This is a genomic window from Traorella sp. mt218, from assembly GCF_055420025.1.
The window spans coordinates 1-26142 of record NZ_JBVAYM010000011.1; the positions used below are offsets into that span (position 1 = coordinate 1).

General features: G+C 38.5%; 25 protein-coding genes and 1 pseudogene. 4 read left to right on the top strand and 22 right to left on the bottom strand.

What is annotated here, in order from left to right:
• Positions 1 to 155: 155 nt before the first annotated feature.
• From ACZYT3_RS06805 to ACZYT3_RS06835, 7 genes are all read right to left on the bottom strand, one after another.
• Positions 156 to 395, bottom strand: coding sequence for a hypothetical protein (locus tag ACZYT3_RS06805; protein WP_464088132.1), 240 nt, complete (start codon positions 393 to 395; stop codon positions 156 to 158).
• Between the two features lie 236 nt (positions 396 to 631).
• Positions 632 to 1192 carry an RNA 2'-phosphotransferase gene (locus ACZYT3_RS06810; RefSeq protein WP_464088133.1) on the bottom strand — a complete coding sequence of 187 codons (561 nt, stop codon included), beginning with the start codon at positions 1190 to 1192 and terminating at the stop codon, positions 632 to 634.
• A complete protein-coding gene (locus ACZYT3_RS06815) occupies positions 1185 to 2009 on the bottom strand; it encodes a DUF2238 domain-containing protein (protein ID WP_464088134.1) in 825 nt (274 codons plus the stop codon). Before ACZYT3_RS06815 ends, ACZYT3_RS06810 begins: the two co-directional genes overlap by 8 nt.
• Before the next feature lie 10 nt (positions 2010 to 2019).
• Complete coding sequence (locus tag ACZYT3_RS06820; protein WP_464088135.1) at positions 2020 to 2787, bottom strand: SagB/ThcOx family dehydrogenase; 768 nt, start codon at positions 2785 to 2787, stop codon at positions 2020 to 2022.
• Positions 2788 to 2856: 69 nt separating this feature from the next.
• Complete coding sequence (locus ACZYT3_RS06825) at positions 2857 to 4158, bottom strand: MATE family efflux transporter (protein ID WP_294561869.1); 1302 nt, start codon at positions 4156 to 4158, stop codon at positions 2857 to 2859.
• A gap of 313 nt (positions 4159 to 4471) precedes the next feature.
• The gene (locus tag ACZYT3_RS06830) at positions 4472 to 4867 is read right to left on the bottom strand and encodes a secondary thiamine-phosphate synthase enzyme YjbQ (RefSeq protein WP_464088136.1); all 396 of its coding nucleotides are present in this window, start codon (positions 4865 to 4867) and stop codon (positions 4472 to 4474) included.
• Between the two features lie 452 nt (positions 4868 to 5319).
• On the bottom strand, positions 5320 to 6003 hold the full coding sequence (locus tag ACZYT3_RS06835; protein WP_294562872.1) for a peptidoglycan-binding domain-containing protein: 684 nt from the start codon (positions 6001 to 6003) through the stop codon (positions 5320 to 5322).
• Positions 6004 to 6323: 320 nt separating this feature from the next.
• On the opposite strand from ACZYT3_RS06835, the gene ACZYT3_RS06840 reads away from it, so the two are divergent.
• On the top strand, positions 6324 to 7115 hold the full coding sequence (locus ACZYT3_RS06840; RefSeq protein WP_464088137.1) for a metallophosphoesterase: 792 nt from the start codon (positions 6324 to 6326) through the stop codon (positions 7113 to 7115).
• Here the strand turns inward: ACZYT3_RS06840 and ACZYT3_RS06845 are convergent.
• Genes ACZYT3_RS06845 through ACZYT3_RS06860 form a run of 4 tightly spaced genes read right to left on the bottom strand, consistent with a single transcriptional unit; the run spans position 7112 to position 11136 of the window.
• Positions 7112 to 7486 (bottom strand): YbaN family protein, encoded by a 375-nt coding sequence (locus tag ACZYT3_RS06845; protein ID WP_464088138.1) that lies wholly within the window; start codon positions 7484 to 7486, stop codon positions 7112 to 7114. The genes ACZYT3_RS06840 and ACZYT3_RS06845 overlap by 4 nt on opposite strands.
• 1 nt (position 7487) lies before the next feature.
• On the bottom strand, positions 7488 to 7763 hold the full coding sequence (locus ACZYT3_RS06850; RefSeq protein WP_294562875.1) for a nitrous oxide-stimulated promoter family protein: 276 nt from the start codon (positions 7761 to 7763) through the stop codon (positions 7488 to 7490).
• Entirely contained in the window at positions 7763 to 9406 is a 1644-nt protein-coding gene (locus tag ACZYT3_RS06855; RefSeq protein ID WP_464088139.1) for an amino acid ABC transporter ATP-binding/permease protein, read from the bottom strand. Before ACZYT3_RS06855 ends, ACZYT3_RS06850 begins: the two co-directional genes overlap by 1 nt.
• Positions 9403 to 11136: an ABC transporter ATP-binding protein/permease gene (locus ACZYT3_RS06860; RefSeq protein ID WP_464088140.1), complete on the bottom strand. Its 1734-nt coding sequence runs from the start codon at positions 11134 to 11136 to the stop codon at positions 9403 to 9405. Before ACZYT3_RS06860 ends, ACZYT3_RS06855 begins: the two co-directional genes overlap by 4 nt.
• 160 nt (positions 11137 to 11296) lie before the next feature.
• Here ACZYT3_RS06860 and ACZYT3_RS06865 point away from each other — a divergent pair, with 160 nt between their 5' ends.
• A complete protein-coding gene (locus ACZYT3_RS06865; protein WP_294562878.1) occupies positions 11297 to 11659 on the top strand; it encodes a hypothetical protein in 363 nt (120 codons plus the stop codon).
• A gap of 77 nt (positions 11660 to 11736) precedes the next feature.
• Entirely contained in the window at positions 11737 to 12798 is a 1062-nt protein-coding gene (locus ACZYT3_RS06870) for a branched-chain amino acid aminotransferase (protein WP_294562879.1), read from the top strand.
• Between the two features lie 7 nt (positions 12799 to 12805).
• Here the strand turns inward: ACZYT3_RS06870 and tpx are convergent, their stop codons facing one another.
• The 6 genes from tpx to ACZYT3_RS06900 form a co-directional block, all read right to left on the bottom strand.
• The gene (tpx, locus tag ACZYT3_RS06875; RefSeq protein WP_294562880.1) at positions 12806 to 13303 is read right to left on the bottom strand and encodes a thiol peroxidase; all 498 of its coding nucleotides are present in this window, start codon (positions 13301 to 13303) and stop codon (positions 12806 to 12808) included.
• Positions 13304 to 13378: 75 nt separating this feature from the next.
• Entirely contained in the window at positions 13379 to 13798 is a 420-nt protein-coding gene (locus tag ACZYT3_RS06880; RefSeq protein WP_464088141.1) for a hypothetical protein, read from the bottom strand.
• A 100-nt stretch (positions 13799 to 13898) separates the two neighbouring features.
• The gene (gene htpG, locus ACZYT3_RS06885; RefSeq protein ID WP_294562887.1) at positions 13899 to 15791 is read right to left on the bottom strand and encodes a molecular chaperone HtpG; all 1893 of its coding nucleotides are present in this window, start codon (positions 15789 to 15791) and stop codon (positions 13899 to 13901) included.
• A 144-nt stretch (positions 15792 to 15935) separates the two neighbouring features.
• Positions 15936 to 16439 (bottom strand): lipoprotein, encoded by a 504-nt coding sequence (locus tag ACZYT3_RS06890; protein ID WP_294562888.1) that lies wholly within the window; start codon positions 16437 to 16439, stop codon positions 15936 to 15938.
• A 106-nt stretch (positions 16440 to 16545) separates the two neighbouring features.
• Positions 16546 to 17547 carry an isocitrate/isopropylmalate dehydrogenase family protein gene (locus ACZYT3_RS06895; RefSeq protein WP_464088142.1) on the bottom strand — a complete coding sequence of 334 codons (1002 nt, stop codon included), beginning with the start codon at positions 17545 to 17547 and terminating at the stop codon, positions 16546 to 16548.
• Positions 17544 to 18866, bottom strand: coding sequence for a citrate synthase (locus tag ACZYT3_RS06900; protein WP_464088143.1), 1323 nt, complete (start codon positions 18864 to 18866; stop codon positions 17544 to 17546). Before ACZYT3_RS06900 ends, ACZYT3_RS06895 begins: the two co-directional genes overlap by 4 nt.
• 100 nt (positions 18867 to 18966) lie before the next feature.
• Between ACZYT3_RS06900 and ACZYT3_RS06905 the strand changes: the two genes are divergently transcribed.
• Positions 18967 to 20871, top strand: coding sequence for an aconitate hydratase (locus ACZYT3_RS06905; protein WP_464088144.1), 1905 nt, complete (start codon positions 18967 to 18969; stop codon positions 20869 to 20871).
• A 55-nt stretch (positions 20872 to 20926) separates the two neighbouring features.
• Here ACZYT3_RS06905 and ACZYT3_RS06910 read toward each other — a convergent pair whose 3' ends face one another.
• The 5 genes and pseudogenes from ACZYT3_RS06910 to ACZYT3_RS06930 all read right to left on the bottom strand — a co-directional run bounded on the left by ACZYT3_RS06910 (position 20927) and on the right by ACZYT3_RS06930 (position 26065).
• Positions 20927 to 21823, bottom strand: a complete 897-nt coding sequence (locus ACZYT3_RS06910) for a hypothetical protein (RefSeq protein WP_464088145.1) — start codon at positions 21821 to 21823, stop codon at positions 20927 to 20929.
• Positions 21824 to 21936: 113 nt separating this feature from the next.
• Positions 21937 to 22929 carry an A/G-specific adenine glycosylase gene (gene mutY / locus ACZYT3_RS06915; protein ID WP_464088146.1) on the bottom strand — a complete coding sequence of 331 codons (993 nt, stop codon included), beginning with the start codon at positions 22927 to 22929 and terminating at the stop codon, positions 21937 to 21939.
• A 36-nt stretch (positions 22930 to 22965) separates the two neighbouring features.
• Positions 22966 to 23067: pseudogene (gene nrdD / locus ACZYT3_RS06920) on the bottom strand (anaerobic ribonucleoside-triphosphate reductase); the annotation flags it as partial.
• A gap of 220 nt (positions 23068 to 23287) precedes the next feature.
• Positions 23288 to 24571 carry a DNA recombination protein RmuC gene (locus ACZYT3_RS06925; RefSeq protein ID WP_294561311.1) on the bottom strand — a complete coding sequence of 428 codons (1284 nt, stop codon included), beginning with the start codon at positions 24569 to 24571 and terminating at the stop codon, positions 23288 to 23290.
• A gap of 282 nt (positions 24572 to 24853) precedes the next feature.
• Positions 24854 to 26065 carry a hypothetical protein gene (locus ACZYT3_RS06930; protein ID WP_464088147.1) on the bottom strand — a complete coding sequence of 404 codons (1212 nt, stop codon included), beginning with the start codon at positions 26063 to 26065 and terminating at the stop codon, positions 24854 to 24856.
• Positions 26066 to 26142: the final 77 nt, after the last annotated feature.

A 26142-nucleotide genomic window follows, 5' to 3' on the forward strand; every position in this document is an offset into this window, starting at 1 on the left:
GACCTACTCCATTATAGCAAAGGAGCTTTTTGTTTTCTTTATCGCTATCGCTTCTTTGGCTCCACTTGCATAGCAAGTGGTTTTATAGAGAATAAAAAAGCTAGCCCAAAAGGTTAGCTTTTTTGTAACATATCACTTCTAAAAGATTTCTTCTTTTATTTTATTATTTCTATCGCATCAATAATTAAATGACAGACAGCCCATATCGCAAAAAATAAATATATGGGTGCCGTTACGATCTTTCTTGTTCTCGCCAGTTTATTAAATCTGTTTTTTATATAATCAATACATACCCCTATCATCAATATACGAATCATGATATCAAGGATCATATCCCATGTCATCATCTTCATCCACCTTCCTAACAATTTTTTACATGATCGTATTTTTTTCAAAAAGCCTCCATGAAACAATACAAAAACAATTTCAAAACTACGATCTCTTGATTTTTTAGTCAAACTTTACATCAAAAAAGCACAAGTTAAAAACTCGTGCTTAATCATACTCCATTCTTATATCTTTGAGGGCTATGTTTCAACATATTCATTTTTTCTCTATTCATCACCCTCATTTTACCATATCCCATTTTCAGTGTAAATGAATATATATGCCTATCCGATCATCTTTTTTATTATAATTCTATCTTGCTCAGATAACAAGCCGGTACCGCTCGTATCAGCCAAACATTGTTGGCAGAGAGATAAAAATCATGACCATCGTCAACCATTCTTTTCGCATCAGCCTTATAAACAACGACCTTTCCATGACGTCTGCCTACCTTAATTGCAGTATCAACATCCCATGACAAATGCACATACAATCTGGATTTGGGCAATAAGCCTTGCTGATCGATCGATGAAACATATTTCTCACCTGTACCATGATATAAGATTTCCGGAGGATTTCTTTTCTCCAATCCAACATCCACCTGTATCGAATGTCCTTGATTGGCGCGAATCATCGTTTTATCGGCATTCAATGCATATCGCTGTTTTTCATCAATACGGACGATTTCTTCCAAATCTGCCATATCAAATGATTTACTTTTATTTTTTTGGATTCCTTCAATCAAATCATTAACGCTGACCCAGCCATGCTCATCCATTTTCAGACCTATTGTTTCAGGTTTATGACGTAAAAGCATGGCAATGAATTTACTGATCTTGGTCAGTTCTGCCTTACGATCATTCATTGATGACCTGTTCCAAATAATCCCGTTCCTTGCTTTTCTTTGTCGGAATAAAATGATTCACAAGATTGATCTTGCCTTTATATTTGATATAGAAGAATCCAAATACCGAGAATACTGCTGCTCCGATGAAATTGACCATCAGATCCTGCATCGTATCGATCAGGCCGATATCCAGATATCCGCTGATCGGTAAAACCGTTCCGTCAACAATGACCTGACTGATATCTTTAAAGGTCGTCATGGAACCATCGGCACTTAAAGAAACAGAATTGATGGCATGTATGATCGTATCCTTCTGGGTATCCATCCCGAAAAGCTGATCCATACTAAATTCAAAGAACTCCCAAACGACACCGATCGTCATTGAAAAGCAGAAAGCAACGATGACCACAAAGATCGGCGATAATTCGAATTGGATCTTTTCACTGTCATTTAAAAGGTTTACAAGCGAAAAGCCGATGGCAGCTGCCAGAAAACCGTTCATCGTATGCAGCATCGTATCCCAGAATGGGAAAAGCAGGTAATAGTCGTCAATTTCTCCTAAGATTTCTGCCGCAAAAATAAATAGTAAAATAATGATTTCCAAGGTCGTTGGCAATTCCACCTTAAAAGTCAGCTGGATAAAACTTGGAACCATAAACAGAATCAATGTTAAGATGCACAAAAAGACATTCTCATAATTTCCATTGAAAAATTGTAATACTCCGACTGCGATGACCGCTAAACGAAGCACCGAATAAACAAGAAAGGTACTTCTATGTTCCCGTATTTCCATCATCAAAGCCTTCATGAAGCGCTTAAATATCGATTTCTTCATATTGTTCCTCCTAATCGATCGTTCCTACCGGTGCAGCATAGACGACAAACTCTTCTTCACCATCTAACTTAAATGTTTCATTACAGCTATGATCATCAAAAGCCGCTAAGCAACAGGTTCCCAGTCCCAATGCACTGCATGCCAGATATAAATTCTCTCCCACATGACCGGCATCGATCAAAGCCGGACGGTGTGCATAAATACCATAGCGCCATTCACAGCGATAAGCCACAAATGACCAATAAAAGATCACATTTGCTTTCACGGCCCATTTCTGTCCTACAAGCGTTTCATCAATGATATCCTCCGCCTGCTCGATACTTCCCAAATATTCCAGCTCATGCGTCAAAGGAAGATAATGATACCTTCCTGCCTTTAATCCCTCCACATGATTAACGATCAGGTAAGTTTCAAAACCATGGCGAGCTCCGCCGCTTGGTACCGTACGCATCGTGGCGTAATTTTCACCCTTGATTTCCTTGACTCCCTGAGTCATATATAATAAATATGATAGCTGAAGCAATGTCATTGCATGCTGCGTATAGACACGGCTGCTTTTTCTTTCCATCAGGATCGTTGTAAAGTCTTTGCTGATGTTCAATGCATCGAAATCCTTTGAAAGAGGAATCACACATTCACTGCTTTTTTCTTTACATAAAGGAGGCTGTGGTTTTTTTAACTGCTGATCCGACATAAAATCACTATATTCATCTTCAGCTCTAAATTTCATAAAATTTCTTCCGTTTCTTATTCTTTCTTTAATTTCTTTTTCTTCCATGTTGTTCTCCTTTCGCAGTAATAATAAAGATTATATCATATCCGATAAGAAAAAAGCATAACTTTTCTATTATGCCTTTATCTCATCATTATTCAGCCAATGATATTGCTGATAGAAAAACTGTCCGGCAAGACAAGTAACAAAATTACTGATGACCATGGCCCACCAGATACCCGCAGGACCCAGATCCGTAAAATAATAAAATAAGTAAATCATAGGAATCCTTAATCCCCATAAACGGAAAGTAGAAAGATATAAAATCAGCCTTGTTTTTCCTGCCCCGCTGAACACACCATGTATATTCTGAAACCATCCCATAAAGAAAATGGTCACAACCACATAGAAGCAGTATTCAAGTGTCAGATTCATCAGTTCATTCGATGCATCACTGACAAACAATAAGACAAGATAACGGGAGGCAAATAAACCAATCAGCATGACGATGGCACTGCATATCGCTGTCAAGATCATTGCCTGTTTAAAGCACTCCTTTGCTCGTTCACGATTGCCAGCTCCGATATTTTGACCGATAAAAGGCGCCAGGGCACCTCCGAAGGCATTGACAGGAATATAATACAGATCAGTCACCTTATTTCCTAAACCATAGGCACTGATGGCGATCGACCCATAACCAACGATGGATTTATTCATCAAAACAAATCCAAAACTAGACAGAAACTGTGCCAAAGAAGCAGGAATACCTACAAAGATCAATTCCTTGAACACCTTCCATTTCATCCTGCTTTTAAAGGAACAGACAACATGATCCCGATCATGAAAAAGAATATAGAACACAAAAGGCATGACCAGGACCTTGCTTAATACAGTAGCAATTGCCGCTCCCAGAACACCCATATGCATAGTAAAGATAAAGAAAGGATCAAGGATCGTATTCAAGATAGCAGCAATCGCATTAAAGACAACAGCTGTTCGTGCATCACCATCTGCCTGCCGAATCGTCTGAAAAATATTCAATATGAATAAAAATAAAAAATCAAAGGAAATACCAAATAGATAAGCCGATGCATCCTGATATATATCCGCAGGTGTCTGCAGCCAATCAAGAATCAAAGACGAAAACAAAAGACAGCCGACACCGATCACAATACCGAACAACATGGCTATGACCAATAAATGTGTGGCATACTCATTGGCCTTTTGTTGATCTGAAGCACCCAAAGCTCTCGAAATCATCGAAATACCGGCAGCACTAAGACCTACGACCAAAGCACTGCCACATCCCATGATCGGTCCGATCAAAGCTACCGCACCTACCTGAAGTTCTCCCATCTTACCAACCCAGAAGGTATCAACGATATTGTATAAAGAATTGACAAGATTGAGCACCATTAAAGGCAGGGCCAATTTCATTAGCCCTGCTTTGATATCCCCGTTCAATAAATATGACTTACTTAATCCGCTCATGGCTACTATTGTAGCACAATCTTTCAAATTATTTTATAGAAATTGTATTTTTTTTATGTCATTTATTTATATTTAGAAATATAAGCATTCAAAGCCATTACATCCCGAGCTTGAAGAAATTTACGTTGATTGGTTGTATGAATACGATCATGAATCAAATGAAATGCCTTTGATATGCTTACCCAAGACAAGGTCGTTCCATTTTCAATTTCTTCATTCGGGAATAGCCTGAATTGTTTTTGTCTTTACCACAAAATAACTATCCTTCAATTGTCTTCACATAAAAGCTGCGATGGCGCGGTCCGTCAAATTCACAAAAATAAATACCCTGCCAGATACCTAAAACCAGCTTTCCTTCATGAACGATAAATGTCTGATTACAGCCAAAAGCACTGCTTTTCATATGAGCCGCTGAATTTCCCTCTGCATGATGATAAAAATCATCATTGGTAGGAAATACCTTTTCATAACCATAGATCATATCGTTGCATACAGCCGGATCGGCATTCTCATTGACACTGATGCCACAAGTCGTATGTACCGTATAAACAACACAGATACCTTCTTTAATATCTAAATCTTTTTCAACCATTTCTGTAATATTGATTAGTTGCTGTCTACGCTCAGTTTTAATTTCATGCTTCACTAAACTCATCTTATTTCCTCACTTTCTTTAATTTTACTCATGATCCATTGATCAGCATATTCGACACACTGTGCTAACGTCAGATTCGAAACATCCAATACACTTATTTCTCTTTTCATAAGCCTTTCTTTCAGAGCCTTTTTCATCAGTTTGTTATGGCAAATGTTCCATCTGTTCAGTAAAAGCTACATAAGACCACTGATTTTCCACCTGTGATGCTGCACATACTCTCATCCATCACTGACGTAAGCACGGTAATCATTTTCCGGGATATCATAAATTTCATGCCGCAACAGACTGCTTTTTATGCCAAGATAAGCACTTTCTTTTACAGCTCATATCGCTAATTTGCTTTGGGTATAATATGATATTTTCCCCGGACAACTAACATCATTATACACGTTTCACCGGCAACTTTCAGTATATTTCCTTAATATAAATAAAAGAGGTCCTTTCAGACCTCAATCGATCACCGTCGGTGTTCGCCCAATACCTACGACCATGCTGACAAGCTTACGCCATGTATTGCATCCGGCAATACCATCGGCACTTAAGGAATTGTTTCGTTGATAGGAAATCAAAGCATTTCGTGTCTGTGTTCCAAAGATACCATCCAGATACTTGGTACTATAACCAAGAGCGTTTAATGCATCCTGAAGAATAATGACATAGGTAGAAGTATCCCCCATCCTAAGCAATGGATAACCACTGCCCGGATTACAGGCTCCTCTCCCATATCTTCTGTCAAAATGAACCCATGTCGGTGTCATGCTTAATGGTTCTACATAACCCCAAACACCTAAATTAGTTGCTACCTGATGGATACGATTACGCTGAGTTTGACTTAAGCGCTGACCGACATCAAAGGATACGCCTGCATAATGTTGGGACTGCTGGCCATGCCCGCCTTCCCAAATACGTTTAAAAGCATAGCCTACCGGAATTCCCGAACCGTAGGTCCTTCTTGTCGCATTCCACGCTTCCATGGCCCGTGTTGTCGTATATAAAAGAGAGCTACGAGAAGAACCACGGAATTCTCTCACTAATAACGTTCGCTCATAAGAATAAGGCATCGGACTGTTTTCATCACGATTTAAAGTCAACATTTTGTTATCTGATTCATCATAAACAAGTATTTTTGTCATAAGAGCCTCCACTCTAATTTATGATTAAAAAATGAATATGTGAATCTTGAATATACATTCATATTGAAAAAGAATTTATATATATCATAGCTGATTTATGTTTTCAAAGAAAACAGAAGAAAAGCAAAATCAAAGCTACAAATTTATCACATAAATTTCATCATTTTCATCTTTCATGATCATAAACGATAAGAGCTTTTATGAAATCAAGTCTTTTAATTTGTTTATCTGTGAGGTCTATGGTAATATTCAAGGATACCAAAGAATATATTGATTTCAGAAACGGAATGATTAAATATTCTTTATGAAGGAGGTCTTTTATGGAAATTATCGCAGGAATCATGATCGTATTGGTGGTTTTGATCTACTATGCTTGGAGCAATTATAGGATTGAACTCACACACTATGATCTTCCATCATCAAAGATTAAAACTTCTTTAAGGATCCTTCATATCAGTGATCTTCATAACAATCAAATATTCATTGAACAATTAAAAAAGATCGTAAAGGATACAAAACCAGACCTCGTTCTTTTAACAGGAGATTTTGTCGCAAGGAATAACTATATGAATGCTGTTGATTTTTTTAAAACACTTACGAATATTCCTGCTTATTATATTGATGGAAATCATGAGCTGGCCATGAAGGCAGAAAAAAGAAATGCCTTTTATGAGCAGATGATTCAAAACCATATCATCATCCTCGATAAAAATCAAAGCGTATGTTTCAAGGACAACATCAAGATCTTGGGCTTGGATGAAGCTGTTATCCGCTACGGTGATGTCAGCAAGAGCACGATCAGAAGAAACGCGTCTGATTTCAACATCCTTCTCATGCATCAGCCTGAAGTCTTTGATAAGTTGGATACTCATGATATCGATCTGATCTTTGCCGGTCATGCTCATGGCGGCCAATGGCAGATTCCTTTGATCAATCAAGGTATATTTGCCCCGGACCAGGGTCTTTTCCCCAAATATACAAATGGTATCTATCAAAAGGGAAACACTAAGATGATCGTCAGCAGAGGAATCGGTACGATGGTTGCCATTCCACGTATCTTTAATCGTCCGCAGGCGATCGTCATGGATATAAACAAAAGCCGAGAGTCTTAAAGATTCTCTGCTTTCTTTGTCTTGATTTTGAATATGAAATAATACATATGAAAGAGCCATACGCATACTAATACGATCTGTCCGATCAGCACTTCATCCATCATCACAAAGCCAATGCTCATCAAAGCTGTTACTAAGACCATGATCTTGATTTTGTTTTTCAAGGTCATTTTCTTTTCATCTCTTAACGGAACGACCACTTTTTTATACATCTTTGTTTCTACAAGCCAGTCATGCATCCTTCTTGAGCTTTTCGCAAAGCAAATCGCACTTAACAGAAGAAATGGAAATGATGGCAGCAAAGGTAACACCGCACCGATAGCTCCGATGGCTAAAGCAATGACTCCGACAATAAAATAAACAATTTTCATATTAACCTCCGATAAAATGTCTGATCGTTAGAAGAGGATGATAGAATAACATCCTTGGACCTGAATAACGCATGACTTTTTTGATTTGTTCCTTTTTGTCAGGCTGATAACAATGAATGCTGCATTTTGAACAAAACATATTTTTTTCCTTAAACGGACACTTTTCTAAGCGGTATTGCGCATATTTTTTTAATTCGACACATTCTTCACACTGCACACCGCCTCTTTTTTTATAATAAAGATCGATCATTTGAATAACGATAGCATTCTTATTCATCAGCTCACTCTCCCGTTTTCCATAGAAATCATCCGATCACACCAGCTGATCGTTGAAGGACGGTGAGATACTAAGAGGATGATCTTGGAAGTCTGTTCCATCAATGCCTTTAAGATAATTTTTTCATTCAATGAATCCAAATTGCTTGTCGGTTCATCCAAAAGCATGACAGCTCCATCATGAAGAAAAGCTCTTGCCAGTCCGATGCGCTGTTTCTCACCGCCGCTTAACGAATCACCACACTCACTGACAGGGGTGTCATAGCCCTTAGGAAGGCTCATGATAAAATCATGGATGCTGGCTTTCTTACAAGCTTTTTGTACCTCTTCTAAAGTTGCGTCCAGCTTTGCGATCTTAATATTATTTAAAATAGAATCATGAAAGAGATGTGTTTTCTGCGTCATATAGCTTTCATGATCACGTAGTGACTGTGTTTTGATCTGGTCAATGGCTTTTTGATCGATCCTGATCTCACCTCGATCACTGTCCCAAAAACGCATCAGCAATTTTAGTAAGGTACTCTTACCGCTGCCGCTTTTACCGACAATACCGATTACCTCATTTTCGGATATATGAAGACTTACGTCCTTTAATATCTCATCATGTTCATAACTGAATGAAACCTGATCGATCTTAATTTCTTTGCCATTGATGGCTTCACCTGTTTCATTTTCAATGATCTGCGGCTTTTCGTCTAAAATTTCTAACACACGTGAAGCAGCAGCAATCGTCGGTTGGATCGTGCTTGCCAGATTAGCAAGCGTAAGAAACGGTGAAAAGGATGAAAACATCGCTACACTGACAATGACGGCCTGTTGTGTGGTCAGCATGCTTTCAGATACAAGCATTATGGAGAAAATGATCATCCCGATCGAAAGAAGAATGATAGCTGAAGAACTCAGTGAGGTATTTTCTGCCTGAACCTCTTTCATTTTCTTTTCAATAACCGATAAATGTTCACTGCGCTCTTTCAACTGGGAAAGCTTTTCTTCGAAAGCATCATATTGAATGATTTCTTTCTGGCCACGCAGATTTTCAAGTACAAAGCTTGATAACAAACCTGATTCATGACGAACCTGATTACCTAAGCTGCCATAGTGATGATGTATCCATAACGGTATTACAAAACCGACAAGGACATAGGACAGTAAAGCATATAAGGCTAATAAAGGATGAAAGATTCCAAAAAAAATCATCATGACAACGATCATGACCATGGCAATCATGACAGGTGAGATCGTGTGAGCATAAAACACTTCCAAAAGCTCAATATCGCTTGTGATAATTGAAATCAGATTTCCCTTATCCTTACCTTCCAGCTTGGCAGGAGCCAGCCTTCTTAATGCGCCAAACACCCGATCACGAATCAAGGCTAAAAGCTTGAAAGCAATATAATGATTGCAAGTCTGTTCACCATATCGTAAAAAGCCGCGGGCAAAAGCAAAAAGCAACAATACAAATATGACCTGTGATACAGCTTCCTGCCGGATGAGCTTCAATAAACCGATAGCAGCCACGACAGTTAAAAAATTAGCACAGATGAAACCAAGCACGCCTAAGATGATGGCTAAGACCATATAGGCAAGCAGAGGCTTGACCAAAACGATCAGCTTGAATAAGACACTCACACTGTTTTTTTTCATAATGACCTCCCCTTCAAGGCTTCCAGTTTTTTCTGGCTCTCCCATAAATTTTTATAAGTACCTTCCTGCCCCAGCAATTCCTCATGTGTACCTTTTTCAACGATTCTTGACTTTTCCATCACATAGATCTGATCGCTCTTAACAACATTCATCAAGCGATGTGAAATCAAGAGGATCGTTTTTTCATCTTTCATTTCTTCCACCAGCTTCATCAGATCATTTTCACTTTCTACATCAATATTAGAAGTTGCTTCATCAAAAATATAGATCTCACTGTCATGCAACAGGGCCCTGGCAAATGCAATACGCTGACACTGGCCCCCTGATAAATTACTGCCATTTTCAAGTATAGGCGTATCTAATCCTTGCTCGCCTTCCAAAAAGTCATAAATCTTCACTTTCTTCAAAACATCGATCATCTCATCATCACCGGCATCTTTCTTTGCCATCAAAAGGTTCTCACGCACCGTCCCTTTGAAAAGCAAGGCATTGCTTGAAAGATAAGTTATTTTCTTCATCCATGCCTTTCTTGAAAAATGAGCCAGATCCTCATCTCCTACCAGAATTCGGCCATGATCGATCTTCATCTCTTTCATCAGCAAAGATGAGATCGTACTCTTTCCACAGCCGCTTTCACCAACGATGCTTGTCATCTGATGTGGCTTAATTTCCATAACGATGTCATTTAAGACATTTTGGTCTTTTTCATAAGCAAAGCTGACATGATCCAGACAAATGCTCTGATCAGCCTTGATATCACTGATCGTACCATCTTCTTCTACCTCTTCATCTAAGAAGCAAAATAATCGGTCACTTGCTGCTATTCCATTCATTGCGACATGAAACAATGAGCCCAGCGTACGCATCGGAATGAAAAAATCAGCTGACAATAAGATGATCAGGATACATTCAGCGATGGAAACAGCTCCACTTTGATATTCAAACAAAGCAACCATCATGCCGATACCAGCGCCACCATAAGCAATCAGATCCATGATCGTAATTGAATTAAGCTGCATCGTTAATACCTTCATCGTTACCTTACGAAATTTCTCTGCCTCTTCATTCATCTTTTCATGTTTATAACCATCCGCCTGATATATTTTAAGCGTGGTCAATCCCTCAAGATTTTCTAAAAAGCTATCTCCCAGCGTCGTATATTGACCCCAATATTTACTTAACAGCCGCTTAGCTAACTTGCTGACAAGAATGATCGTAATCGGAATCAACGGCACACAGATAAAAAGGATCAGAGCAACCTTAAAATTCACAAAAGCTAAGACAGCAAATAAAGTCAAAGGTGCCAATATGCTGTACATAAATTGTGAAAGATAGGAACCATAGTAAATTTCTAACTGATCGATACCCTCCACACACATCTGCACGAGCGTTGACGTGGCAATTCTTTGATGATAGCCGCTGCCTATCTCATTCAGCTTTGTTAAGATCTTTTCACGGAGGATCTTTTTAACCTCCTTGGACGCATCATAGCCATACATCACACTTTTCTTAGAAAGCATAAAACGCAGCGCAACGATCACGATCACACCTGTAAGATAAAGCATCATCTGATTCATCACCAGCGCATTCCTAAGCAGGCCTTCCAGTGTCATTGCAATCAGCATCATCATGATGATATTCAAAATCAGCATGATCCATTGCATCAGCACATTTTTGTAAATAAAGACAAGAGAACCTTTCATTTCCCGTATCAGTCGCTTATTGATCATAGTACCTCCTTGTTAGCCGAATATAACATATAAAGCAAAAAAAATATACTTTTGTTAGTATTGTCTAACATAGTATAAAGGAGTTTTAAATGTTTGTCAAGGCTAACTGAAGAACCAAAGACAAAGACATACATAGTATAAAGCGAAAGGAAGAGTACAAATGGAAAAAGTTTATATGGAAGCACCGAAGCAAGCACGCATGTGGAAACCTGAGGATATTTCACCTTATGATTTTAAGGATGATCTGCCTGTTAATTCTTCTTATGTCATGGATGATGAGAATGATGATGAATTTGATATGGATGCCCTTCTTGACGAAATGAACAGCATGGATGATGAAATGAATTTTGAAGATGATGAAAGTCGTGATATGTATGAGAATGGTAATATTGATTGGCGCTGCAATGAAGATATGAGTCAAAGAAATTGTAAGAATCTTTCTATGGAAAGAAAAACGATCGTAGAGGAAGAAAATCCAAAAAGAGTTACGACTACTTGGATGAGAGTAACAAAGCAATATTGACAAGCATCTGTTATTTTTCTATAATGTTATCAGCAAAGGCGCTACAAAGGAAGTAGTGTCTTTTTTTTGGAGGAACTATGGAAATCAGATTTGAGAAAAGAGCAGTTTTAAAAGAAAAACCCGATTTTGAGCATTTAGGCTTTGGGAAGTATTTTACGGATTATATGTTTGTCATGAATTATGATGATCATCACTGGCATGATGCCCGCATCATTCCATATGCACCCATTCACATGGATCCGGCCAGCATGGTTCTTCATTATGCACAGGAAACCTTTGAGGGATTAAAAGCTTATAAAACAAGTCAAGGTGAGATCCTGCTATTCCGTCCGGAAATGAATGCACGCCGCATGATGAATTCTAATCAAAGATTATGTATGCCTCTTATTCCGGAAAAAGATTTTGTGGAAGCAATAGAAGCCCTTGTAAGAATAGAAAAAGACTGGATACCTTCAAAAAAAGGCACCAGCCTGTATATTCGTCCATTTATGTTTGCCTCTGAGGCCGGAGTAGGCGTTCATGCCTCTGAAAGCTATCAGTTTGTCATTATCGCTTCACCATCTGCTTCTTATTATAAAAACGGTCTGGAACCGGTGAAGATCTATGTCGAAGATGAATATGTCAGAGCAGTCATCGGAGGTACCGGGAATGTGAAATGCGGAGGTAATTATGCTTCCAGCATCATTGCCCAAAGCAAAGCCAAAAAGCTGGGTTACGATCAGGTATTATGGCTGGATGGCATCGAAAGAAAATATGTCGAAGAAGTAGGAACGATGAATGTGATGTTTGTCATTGATGGCAGTGTTTATACCGCTCCTCTTACAGGATCCATCCTTCCGGGTGTGACCCGTGATTCTATCCTTCATATTCTAAAAGACCAGCATATCGAAGTCAAAGAAGAAAAGCTGGATATCGATTTCTTAATGGAGGCTGCTCAGGAAGGCCGCCTCAGCGAGGCATTTGGCTGTGGTACAGCTGCCCTGATCACACCGATCGGTGAATTGCTTTATAAAGATCAAAATGTCATCATCAATGATCACAAAATCGGTCAAATCACCCATCTTCTTTATGACACGCTCTCATCTATTCAGTGGGGAGAAGCTGAAGATATTTATGGTTGGACAAGAAGAGTCAAATAAAAAGTGCCTAGGCACTTTTTTTCAATGATTGTAATTGATTCATGACCTTTTCATAATCAGGTTCATTGGAAACATCTTCAACAATTTCTAAATAGCGAACGATATTATTTTCATCAACAAGCAACACGCTTCTTGAAAACAAACCGATTTCCGGCATGATCAATCCGCTTACATCCGCAAAATCATGATATCTGAAATCACTTGCGGCAATGATATTTTCAGCAGCATGACTCTGGCACCAGCGATCCAATGCAAAAGGCAGATCCATGGATACAGAAAGGAAGGTAATTTCCTCATCCTTTAATAAATCAATAAAATGTGCCAATTCACGTGAACATACCGAAGTATCGACGCTCGGTACAGTAAGAATGATCTTGATTCCTTTTAGATCATTGCTTTTAATTTCATTCATATTTGAATCTACAACGATAAATTCACCCAAATGATCCTTTTCCTTTATATTCTCACTAAGCGGTGTATATTCACCTTTAAATTTTACTTTCATAACAGTAACCTCTTTTCTATATCTTAACTATATACCATTTAGTGAAAAATACCCATTCATATGCCCATACTGTCTTTATTTTAAATTCTTTAATGTTTCACAGATTTTATCCATTCCCTCTTTCTGATTTTTTACTTTTGTCGTGAAATGATTATTCACTAATGATATTTTCAGTTTGATATTCTTTCCCTTTATTTTTATAATACGCTGTGATGGGATGATTCCACGTTTGATTGAAACACTCTCGATCTCTTCAAATGGCAGACATACTTTATCTTTGATCCTATCAATATTTAATGTCCCGACGATTGCTATGACCAGATAATGTTCACTTACCCCAAGATAACAGTAGGTATTGCTGAAAGCTCCAAGCGTCAACACTTCTGCCGTTTCTGCCAATATCGTTCCCCATGCCTTACCACGATAAGTTTCTTCTTTAGGTCGGATTTCTTCTAACATCCGATCCATATCTGTGTCATTCATCATCAATGCCATGTTTTCATCACTTTCTATCGTTCTTATATACAATCACAAAACAGTAAAATCAACATAAATAAAAGAGTAAGCACATCAGTCTATGCTTACTCTTAGATTTTTATTTACTTGCTTCAACCATCAGTTCACAGACAGCATTTGAGAAGGCAATCGGATCTTCCAGATCAAAGCCTTCGATCAACAATGCCTGATCATAAAGCAGATCTGCATATTTTGAAATCTTATCCTTATCTTTCGCATACACATTCTGCAATGCTTTAAAGATCTCATGGTTTGGATTGATTTCTAAAATACGGACGGCCTTCATACCATAAGGATTACCATCCGGCATCTGTGACAATACCTTTTCCATCTCAAAGCTAAGTCCCTCATCAGCACTTAAGCATACAGGATGGCTCTTCAAACGGGTTGACAGCTTCACATCGCTGACCTTATCTTTCAGGCTTTCTTTCAAAGCTTCCAATAAATCCTTATTTTCTTCCTGCTTCTCTTCTACCTGTTTCTTTTCTTCTTCACTTTCAAGATTCAAATCACCCTGTGTGATATTCTTGAACTTCTTAGAATCATATTCCTGAAGTACCTGCAAAGCAAATTCATCAACATTATCCGTCAAGTATAAGATCTCATAACCTTTATCCTTTACAAGCTCAGCTGCCGGCAATTGATCGATCTTATTGACATCATCACCACTTGCAAAGTAGATGACATCCTGTCCTTCCTTCATTCTTTCTACATATTCTTTCAAAGTGACAAGCTTCTTTTCCTTACTGGATGTAAACAGCAATAAGTCTACAAGCATATCCTTGTGGGCACCAAAATCATTGTAGACACCATACTTTAACTGTAAACCAAAGTTGGCCCAGAACTTTTCATATTCCTCACGTTCATTCGCCAGCATCTTCTTCAATTCAGACTGGATCTTCTTTTCGATACGATTAGCCATGACTTTAAGCTGACGGTCATGTTGAAGCATTTCACGTGAAATATTCAGGCTCAGATCCTGAGAATCAACCAGACCTCTGACAAAGCGGAAATGTTCCGGAATCAGATCGCTCGCTTTATCCATGATGAATACACCGCTGGAATACAGCTGTAAACCTTTTTCATAATCCTGCGAATAATAGTTATAAGGTGCATGACTTGGAATGAATAAAAGCGCATCAAAGGTAACAGCACCTTCTACATGTGTATGAATGACCTTTTGAGGATCGGCATAATCATTGAATTTACTCTTATAAAATTCATTATATTCCTCATCCTTGATTTCTGATTTCTTTCTCTTCCATAAAGGAACCATTGAATTTAAGGTCTTTTCTTCTACGACTAACTGTTTGTCATCGCCTTCACCCTCATATCTGGATACCATCATCGTGATCGGATAACGGATATAATCCGAATACTTCTTCACTAGGGTTTCAATCTTAAACTGTTTCGCAAAATCAGAATAATTTTCTTCCTTTGTATCATCCTTCAAGAATAATGTAATCGTTGTACCGCGATCCGCCTTATCACACTCTTCGATACGATAGCCGCTGCTGCCATCACTGATCCAGCGATAAGCCTTCTCTTCATTGTATTTTTTACTTTCTACGACAACTTCTTTTGCGACCATGAACGCTGCATAGAAGCCGACACCGAATTGTCCGATGATATCAACATCATCTTTCTTATTTTCATCAAGCTCCTGTTTAAATGCCAGTGAACCGCTCTTAGCAATCGTACCAAGATTTTCTTCCAGCTCGCTTTCATTCATACCGATACCATTATCACTGATCATGATCGTTTTATTTTGTTCATCCGTACTGATTTTAATCTTTAAGTTTTCTCTGTCAATTCCTTCTTCATTGAAAGAAAGATAATTGAGTTTGTCAAGGGCATCACTCGCATTAGAAATCAACTCTCTTAAAAAAATCTCCTTATGTGTATAAATTGAATTGATCATCAAATCAAGCAATCTTTTAGATTCAGCTTTAAATTGTTTATTGCGACTCATAATTACCTCATCCTCCTTTAGCACTCTAAACATTCTAGTGCTAATAGTATTATACTCCACTTTTTTAAATATGCAAGCACTTTTATGCTAAGAGTGCTAATTTTTTTAATTTTAATAATTTTTCATAAAAAAAGAAGAAGAGGATTACTCTTCTTCAGGAGCAAATGTTGCAACCAGACTATCAGTTAATGTATTGATTGCTTCTTCTGAAGCATCATCTAATGTATAGTTAACAAATTTATCTTTTGTCTGAATGACCACAACATCTTCAAATACTGCAAAGCGTGCATAATTTGGAGCTGAAACGGCATTTAAATCAACAATGAACAATGGTGTTCCATAAACTTTTTTCTGATCGTCAGCTTCTTTAAGATCCAAAGATGAGATCGTATCTGCAACTTCCTTCTTAGCATCAGCAGTATCTGCATCAAATTCCCCTTCTGCCAAAGTAACTGAAGTATCTTCCGGATCATTTACATAAAATTTTACAGTTTCAGTTGATTCCAGTTCCTTCGCAAATGTTGCGGCATCTAAGGTCGTAATAGCTGCTGATTGATCTTCTTTTGATGAATTTCCATTTTCTGCCGGAGCATTGCTACAACCAGCAACAACCAAAAGCAATGCTAAAGCTGATAAAAATTTTTTCATTCTGTATCTCCTCCTGTGTTATCCACACGGATACAATTCTATAACTTTTACATTCGAAAAGCAATTATTTTCAAACAATTATTCTACAATTTGTTAATTTTTTCATTTATATATAAAGCTTTTCAATAATTGCTTCCGTAAATTCACTTGTTGATGCATGACCACCGCAATCCTGAGTCCGTATCTTTCCTTCTTCAAGTACTTGATTGATCGCATTTCGAATCATCTGCGCCTTCTCTTCTTCTCCTAAATATTCCAGCATCATGCAGGCACTTAAAAGCAAGGCTGTCGGATTGGCCTTATTTTGTCCGGCAATATCCGGAGCACTTCCGTGAACCGCTTCAAACATCGCCACATCTTTTCCGATATTGGCACTTGGCAAAAACCCTAAGCCGCCGATCAGACCGCTTGCCAGATCGCTTAATATATCACCGTATAAATTCGGCATGACCATGACATCAAATTTTTCAGGATGCATGACCATCTGCATACAGGCATTGTCTACGATATAAGCATCTGCCTCAATCGACGGATATTCTTTGCTGATTTCATGAAAAACCGATAAAAACAAACCATCGCTCATCTTTAAAATATTGGCCTTATGAATACAGCTGACTTTTTTACGTTTATGTTCAAGCGCATAATCAAAAGCTGCCCGAATGATCCTTTCAGAACATCTGCGAGTAATGATCTTGGTTGCATAAACCGTATTTTCATCAATTTTCTCTTCTTTACCGACATATAAATCCTCTGTATTTTCTCTAAAGATCACCATATCTACATGATCAAAAGGACTTTTGACATTTGGAAGATTTTTAGCCGGACGGATATTGGCATAAAGATCATATCTTTCACGAAGCTGAACGTTACAGCTGCGAAATCCTTTACCGACAGGTGTCGTGATCGGTGCTTTCAAAATGACCTTATTCCGTTCTATGGAATCAAAGGCTGCTTGTGGTATCAAAGCACCATGCGCATAATATTCTGCTTCTCCTACATTAAATTCTTCAAATTCAACTGCTGCCTGACTCGCTTCAATGACCCGTTTGACCTGGGCACAAATTTCAGGACCAATGCCATCCCCTTTAAACAATGTTACTTTTTTCATCTTTCTACCTCTTTTATCTTTCCTACGTATTTTGTTGCCGGACGTACGATCTTATTACAGTAGCACTTGTCTTCAATGTTATGCGCCAGCCATCCGACCATTCTGGCACATACAAACAGCGGAGCAGCTAATTCAAATGGAATATTCAACATTTCATAGACAAGACCACTGTAAAAATCAATATTGCTGGAAACATGCTTATGCTTCTTTTCCCATAAGACTTCTTTGGCACACTTTTCAAAGCGCTGATAGAAAGCAAATTCCTTCTCCATCCCTTTTTCCTTGGCCAATACCGCGGCTTTTTCCTGTAAAATACAGCTTCTTGGATCAGAAAGCGTATAGACGGCATGTCCCATGCCATATACCAATCCTTTACCATCGTAAAATTCTTTATCGACGATTCGTTGTATGAGTCTTTTGATTACGGACTCATCTTCACAATAACCGATTTCTTCAATGACGGCCTTCATCATCTTAATAACTGCCTGATTTGCCCCGCCATGTCTTGGACCTTTCAAGGCACCCACGCTGCCTGCCATTGATGAGTATAGATCGGTTCCTGTTGAAGAGATGACGACATTGGTAAAGGTCGAGTTATTACCGCCGCCATGATCCGCATGGAGCACCAACATGCTGTCCAACACTTCTGCTTCAGTATGCGTATATTTGCCATCACTTCGAGTAAGCCGCAATATCGTTTCGGAGATGCTTTCATCAGGCAGGACACGATGGATGATCAATGACTGATCATCAAAATTATGAATCTTTGTCTGATATGAATATGCAATGATGCTTGGCATTTTTGCCATAAGGCTTAAACCTTGCATCAATGTATTATAAGGAGAGATATCATCGGCTTTCTCATCATATGCATAAAGCATCAAAATGGCCTGCTGTATCTTATTCATCAGATTTTTTCCCGGCATCCTTAAGATATTTAATTCTAAGAAATCTCGCGGCAATGCGGTATTCTGCCGATAATAATCTAAAAAAAGGTTCATTTCTTCATCACTTGGAAGATGTCCGAACAGAAGTAAAAAGGAACATTGTTCAAAACCGCGATGATGATAGAAATCAAAGATTCTCATCAAATCACGGATTTCATAACCGCGATAATAAAGCCTTCCTTCACATTCGATCTTTTCATTACCGATTCTTTCATAACCGACTACATCAGCAATCTGTGTCAGGCCTACCAAAACACCTGTGTGATCTTCATTTCGCAGACCTTTTTTGACATTATAAAGCGAATATATTTCATTGTCGATTCTGTTTTCTTCAATTGCCTCTTCTAATATCTTTTTTAAAGTATTTTCCATTTCATCACCTGTTTCATTAATGTTTCAATTATTTTCATTATATTACATTTAATGTCTTGTTTCAATGAAAACTGTGTTATAATCATGGAGAGGTGATAGGATGAACACAGTCAGTGAAAAAATACTTGCACAGCATTTAATCAGTGGTGAAATGCGTGCTGGAGAACCGATTAAAATAAAAATCGATCAGACATTAACACAGGATGCGACAGGAACGATGGCTTATCTGCAGCTGGAAAGCATTGGGATCGATCGCGTAAAAACGGAATTGTCTGTCAGCTATATCGATCACAACACGCTTCAAAACGGTTTTGAAAATGCCGATGATCATGCTTATTTACAAAGTGTTGCCGATCGTTATGGCATCGTCTTTTCAAAAGCAGGAAACGGTATCTGTCATCAGGTACATCTAGAACGTTTTGCCATTCCCGCTAAAACATTGTTAGGCAGTGATTCCCATACGCCGACAGCAGGAGGAATGGGAATGCTGGCAATGGGAGCCGGAGGCTTGGATGTCGCGGCAGCTATGGCAGGACGTCCTTTTCAGATCGTCATGCCGAAAATCGTAAAGATGGAGCTGAAGGGAAGGCTTCAAAAAGGCGTTGCTGCCAAAGATATCATTTTGAAGGTGCTTTCAATGCTGAGTGTTAAAGGCGGAGTAGGAAAGATCATTGAATATACCGGTGAAGGTGTTTCGACACTCAGCATTCCACAGCGGGCAACGATCACGAATATGGGTGCTGAATTAGGTGCGACCAGCTCGATCTTTCCAAGTGATGAAAAAACGTATGAATTTTTGAAGAAACAGCACCGTGAAAAAGATTTTGTGGAAATAAAGGCGGATGAGAATGCTACCTATGATGAAGAATATGTCATTGATCTCAATGAGCTTGAACCACTTATAGCACTGCCACATATGCCTGACAATGTGGTTACCGTAAAAAGCATGGTTGGCACACCTATCCAACAAGTGAATATCGGTTCATGCACCAATTCTTCTTATTTAGATATTGCCACCGTTTCAAATATCTTAAAGGGACATGTCATTCATCCAAACGTTTCTGCTTCCCTTTCTTGCGGCAGCAAACAGGTGCTTTGCATGCTCTCAGAAAACAATCAGCTGACACCGATCCTTGAAAGTGGTGTACGGCTGTTAGAGTGTACTTGCGGGCCTTGCATCGGTATGGGTCAATCCCCGGCTACCAATGCTTTCTCACTAAGGACATTTAACCGTAATTTTTATGGCCGAAGCGGAACCCTTAGTGCCAAGATAGGTCTTGTATCCTGTGAAACAGCGGCTTATAGTGCCATTCAGGGTGTAATCAGCGATCCACGTGAATGTAATTGTGAATGCGCCAAGGATTTAGATACTTATACGATCCATGATGAAAATATTATTTATCCAAGCTGTTCAAAAGATGTAGAGATCGTACGAGGTCCGAATATCAAACCGCTTCCGGTCAACACGCCGCTTGAAGATACTCTTTTTAAAAAAGTGATCATCAAAGTAGGCGATAATATCACGACTGACGATATCATGCCTGCAGGAGCCAAGATCCTTCCTTATCGAAGCAATATCGAAAAAATATCTGAATTCTGTTTCATGAATCAGAAAGCTTCTTTCCATGATGACTGTTTAAAAAACAAGGGTGGTTTCATTGTCGCAGGACAAAACTATGGTCAGGGCTCTTCTCGTGAGCATGCTGCTTTAGCTCCTATGTATTTAGGTATCAAAGCTGTCCTGGCTAAAAGCTTTGCCCGCATTCATCAGGCAAATCTGATCAACTTTGGTATCCTGCCATGTATTTTTAAAGATGAAGCGGACTATGATACGATCGATGAAAATGATGAATTACGCTTTACGGATTTACATGATCTAAAACCAAATTCAGTGATTGAAGTTCAAAACGTCACAAAAAACAAAACTTATCAAATACTTCTTCCTTATAATGAAGAACAGATCAATATTCTTGAACATGGCGGATTATTAAACACACTTAAATAGACAAAAGCAGTGGTATCCATTGATATCACTGCTTTATTTTATACATGATGCATGATCATGCATCTGTTTTTTCATTCAATAATTTTAGATAATAACTTTTTTCTTCCACAGGTATCTGTAAGGCATCCATCGCTTCATCAACACTTAGCTTCAAGGTCTTTGTCAGACTTTGGATAGCTTCAATGGTTTTATTTTCAATTCCCTGCTTTAAGCCCTTTTCAATCCCTATGCTCTCTACATATGCACCATAATCACACATCCTGCTGACCTCCTCTTCCTCTTTCCCCGTTAGCTTTACATCATACTTCTTCAGTCTTTCTATCTTCTCTTCTGATGACATATTATCTGCCATCACTTGTAAGATATTCATTGATACTTTTTCGCTTTCCTTACACCCTAAGTATAACACAAGGATCTGCTGCTTATCAAAATATTTTTCTTCCTCACATGTTTCCCCAACGATATGCTCCTCCACCATCCGGTACCGGTTGATACTTCCCTGCTTGTACTTCGGTGCATTGAACACGATCCAGATCGATACTACCTTCACGATATCATCATAACAGCCATGATCAAACAATTCCTCCACCTGCATCGACGTATTGCGGGAATTGTAGTAATGTGCCCTGCTTAGGACATGGCTCTTTGATTTTAATTCTCCCTGTGCTTCCAGATTGAGGATCATGGCAATCTTACCCTTGTCTTGCGGTAAAGAAGCATAGACAAGCGAGTCAAAGAAGATGCTGGTATCATCCTCATTATTTTCGTTTCGATGACCGCTGACGGTATGTTTATGTAAAGGCACATCCCCTTTTGGTTCAATGCATTCCATGATCTCATCAATCGGAACATTCATATATTCTTCCAGATAATCTTTCATGATATGAGCCAATACGATCTTATATCTTAGAATATGTTTAAAAAATTGATCCAGTGAAACTTTTTTCTGCATAAAATTTTACCTCCTACTCTTTTATATGCAGTCAAGCTTCATTTTTCCCAATTTTTATTCAAACTTTTTACTTTTAATAATAAAAAACCTCTATGCCTTCCGACATAGAGATCTTATCCGATTTTATGAATCCTTTGATTCAAGATCTTTAAATGTGCACCAATTATAGGAAGCTGATCCAATTGTCCGATATCGACCCATCTCACATATTCATCATCCGGTATTTTTCCATCTTGATATTCATATATTTTCATTTTCCATACCTTATGGGAATATACATGTTTCATTTCTTTTATGAATGTATAGCCCTCTGTATCATAGTTTTCATATTGAGGCAAACGATAAAAATCTTTCATCAGGCCATCCCGATCATCTTTACTTAAAAGAATCTGATGATCTTTGATGATCAAAAGTGTCTGATACGTCAATACAGGAGCTTTCTTAGGTTTTGTTTTCACCGGAAAATTCATCTGTGTCTGATGCGCATAGCCAAGACATTTTTGATTCAAGGGACATTCTTTACAAAGAATGACCTGTGGCATGCAGACCAAAGCGCCCAGTTCCATTAGGCCTTGCGTAAAATCACTCGGATTGCTTCCAATCATCATTTCACTGACGACTGCCTTTACTTTCTTTACCGTTTTCTGTTTTGAAATATCATCATCTATTTCCAGCAGCCGTGTTATGACGCGCAATACGTTTCCATCAACAGCCGGAGCAGGCATACCAAAAGCAATCGAGGCAATCGCCCCTGCCGTATAAGGACCGATACCACTGATTTTTTCCAGTTCTTCCACATCAGCCGGAAGCTGTCCCTGATATTGTTCAACGACCTGTTTAGCACCTTCATGAAGCTTTCGCGCACGATTATAATATCCCAGTCCTTCCCAGCTCTTTAACACCTTTTCCAAGGGAGCGGTTGCTAAAGCAGTAACGGTTGGATATTCTTGCATCCATCTTTCATAATAAGGCAACATCGTTTCAATTCTTGTCTGTTGTGCCATGATTTCACTTACCCATATCGCATAAGGATCCTTACTTTCACGAAAGGGCAGTTTTCGATGGTTTGACACGAACCATTCACATAATTCCTTTTGTATTTCCATATGATTCTCCAAATAAAAAGCTCGCCATTGAGCTTTTTACATATGTTTGACACGATCTCTTTCTTCAGCCCGCTTTGCATCATTGAAGCGATCGACCGTACCTACCAGATAACCGGTGATACGACGAATCTTTTCAAATGACTCCGGTGCCAAATGAGTTTCAATATCAACATCATCGCCATTGAAGTTCAGCTTGACTTCATCAATTTTCTTGCCGGCATACTTTTTCTGTGCCCATTCAACATAAGCTTTACCTTCTTCTTCGCTTATTTCACAATTACTCGTTACCAGCACATCATTTAACTGAATTTTATAAATCATCCGCTTCACCTCCATATATCATCATTATAAAACAGCACTATTCAGATGTCGATTCTTTTGACTGATTTATTTCCAATATTTTTTCTGACTGCAAAGCATCGATACTTGATACCTTATCCAGTTTTTTCTGAATCTGCCGGGTGCGTACACCGACCAGATTATCCAATTCTTTTTGAGCCATATTCAATTTATTTTGTGTATTTTCTAACACTGTACCAAACTTCTCAAATTCACTCTTGACAGCTCCCAATACTTCCCAGACTTCACTGCTTCTCTTCTGAATCGCCAATGTTCGAAAGCCCATCTGCAGCGAATTGAGAAGAGCGGCCATAGTCGTTGGTCCCGCAATATTGATCTTATAATCACGCTGCAAGCTTTCTACAAAGCCTCGGCGTACCACTTCCGCATAAAGTCCCTCAAAAGGTAAAAACATGATCGCAAATTCTGTCGTATTAGGAACATCAATGTATTTATCATGAATATCTTTGGCACTCTTTTTGATAACAGCATCCAATTCCTTCTGGGCAAGTGCGATCTTCGCCGGATCACCTTCATCATAAGCATCTACCAGCTGGGCGTATTTATCTCCCGGGAATTTTGAATCGATCGGCAGATAAACGATTGATCCCGAGCCATCACCGGGAAGCTTTATCGCAAATTCTACGACATTGCTGCTGCCTTTCTTAGTAGCGACATTTTCTTCATACTGCTCCGGAGATAAGATTTCCTCTAAGATGGCTTTTAATTGAATTTCTCCCAAAATACCACGCGTTTTAACGTTGCTTAAAACCTTTTTCAGATCACCTACACCGTTTGCCAGCGTCTGCATCTCTCCTAAGCCTTTATATACCTGTTCCAGACGATCATTCACCAACTGAAATGACTGACTGATACGCTTGTCTAAAGTTTCCTGCAGCTTCTCATCTACGGTAAGACGCATCGCTTCCAGCTTCTTGGCATTATCCTCCTGCAGAGAGGTAATCTTGCTTTCAACAGTTAAACGCATCGCTTCCAGCTTGCTTTCATTCTGCAAGGTAAGACCATTCACTTTTTCTTCTAACTTACTTGTTGTTTCCGACAACTGTTTACGAATGGATTCATTGGTCTGAAATGACATTTCATTCATTCCCTTGATCGTTTCATTCATCTCACGCAAACGTTCGCTCATCAGTTCATTACTGACCTTCTGTGTTTCATTTAATGTTTGAATCTTAGAATGAAGATTTCTCATTTCATCCTTATTTTTATTAGGCTTAAGTAATAAAACAAATAAAAGCACAATGATAACTGCACATAATATATATAAAACTATAAATTCCATTTTCCCACATCCTTATCTTTGTATATTGTAACACAAAAATCATTCCCTTCATAAAAAAAAGCTGCTAGCTGGTGGTAATAGCAGCAAAAAAAGCTTTTAGATAAATATCTGATATGTGAGAAACAGATAAACTGTATATCAAACACTTATCTTCATTCTTCGAACATATAATATAAAAATATATCAGTATAATTTTCTAAAAATTCGTTAAATGATCCCATTTAACGCATATCCATTCATTTTCTAAAGAGTAGCGCCCCTAAAGGACGCTTTTTTAGACGATTATTTGTATTTCTCTTCCAATTCACTTGTATCTGTTCCAAAAGTTTTTAACGGCTGAGCAAAGATCTTCGTATCTTCTTTCTTTTGATTCTTATTTTTAATTTTTTTATAGAAAAAGCGAATCATAAAATAAGCTATGCCGATTACGACCATGACTGTTATGATATCTTTTCCCGTTATAGGCATATTCATAATAGACCTGCCTGTGGTTTCAAAAGTATCCGCTATCATTTCCTCAATGGATAATGAAGTATCATAATAGTTTTTCTCAAAATTTACCCAGAAAATAGTTAATGCTTCCTCATCCATGATCTTATCAGCTTCTAAGCCGCTGAGATAACGGAATTCACCGTTCATTTCTTCTTTTGAATCATCTAAAGATGAAAAATAAGCAAAGACGAAATGTCCTTCATCACTGAATTTTTCTCTATATAATTCCTCTAAATATTGATCAGCCGCTGCTTCATCAAAAGAATCCTGCCAAAATTCATCAGTACCTTTAATCAAAATGATATATGGCTGTACGCCTGTTTCAGAATAAAAATAATTCAATCCTTTTGTTAAGAGATTACTGTCATGTATCCATCCCAGTTCATCCTCATACCACTCTGTTTCTATGACGATCCCCTGCAAAGGTTCCCTTTTTGTCGTATTATCAGGAATATTTTCATCTGTTGATGCAGGTGAATAACCAAGAAAGCTCATTATGGTAGCGATCAATACATAAAAGATAAAAAAATATCCGAAGCCTTTTAATAATATCTTGAACCTAAACTTTCTCGGCTTTCTTGGTTTTGAAGGCTTTGGTTTTCTCCTTACCTTTGCTTTCGGTGGTCTTGGAGGAGGTACATGATAAGTACCATGATTTTCTATCCCCTCATCAAATGAAGATTCATCATAATCATCATAAGGCGGTGTGTACACTACTTTATGTTCAAATGCTGAATCAGGTTTTCTTTCAGGTTCTGGACGCTTATTAGAAGATGTGCCGGTTGATGGCTTTGGTGAAGAGGATGTTGTACTTCTTCCTGAAGTACGTCCGCCGGCACTAAAACCACCGGAAGATCTTCCTCCGCCGCTAAATCCCCCGGAAGAGCGTTTATTCCCTAAACCGCCACTGCTATGTGATCCACTGCTGCTTCGATTTGCTTTACTGCTGCGTGCACTGCTTTCAGAGCTTTTACTGCTGCGCCCGCCACTGCTTCTGCCCATATGACCGCCCCCCATTCTTAATTACATATATTATATATTATTTTAAGTAAAACTGGCTTCCATAATTAAAAAAAAGA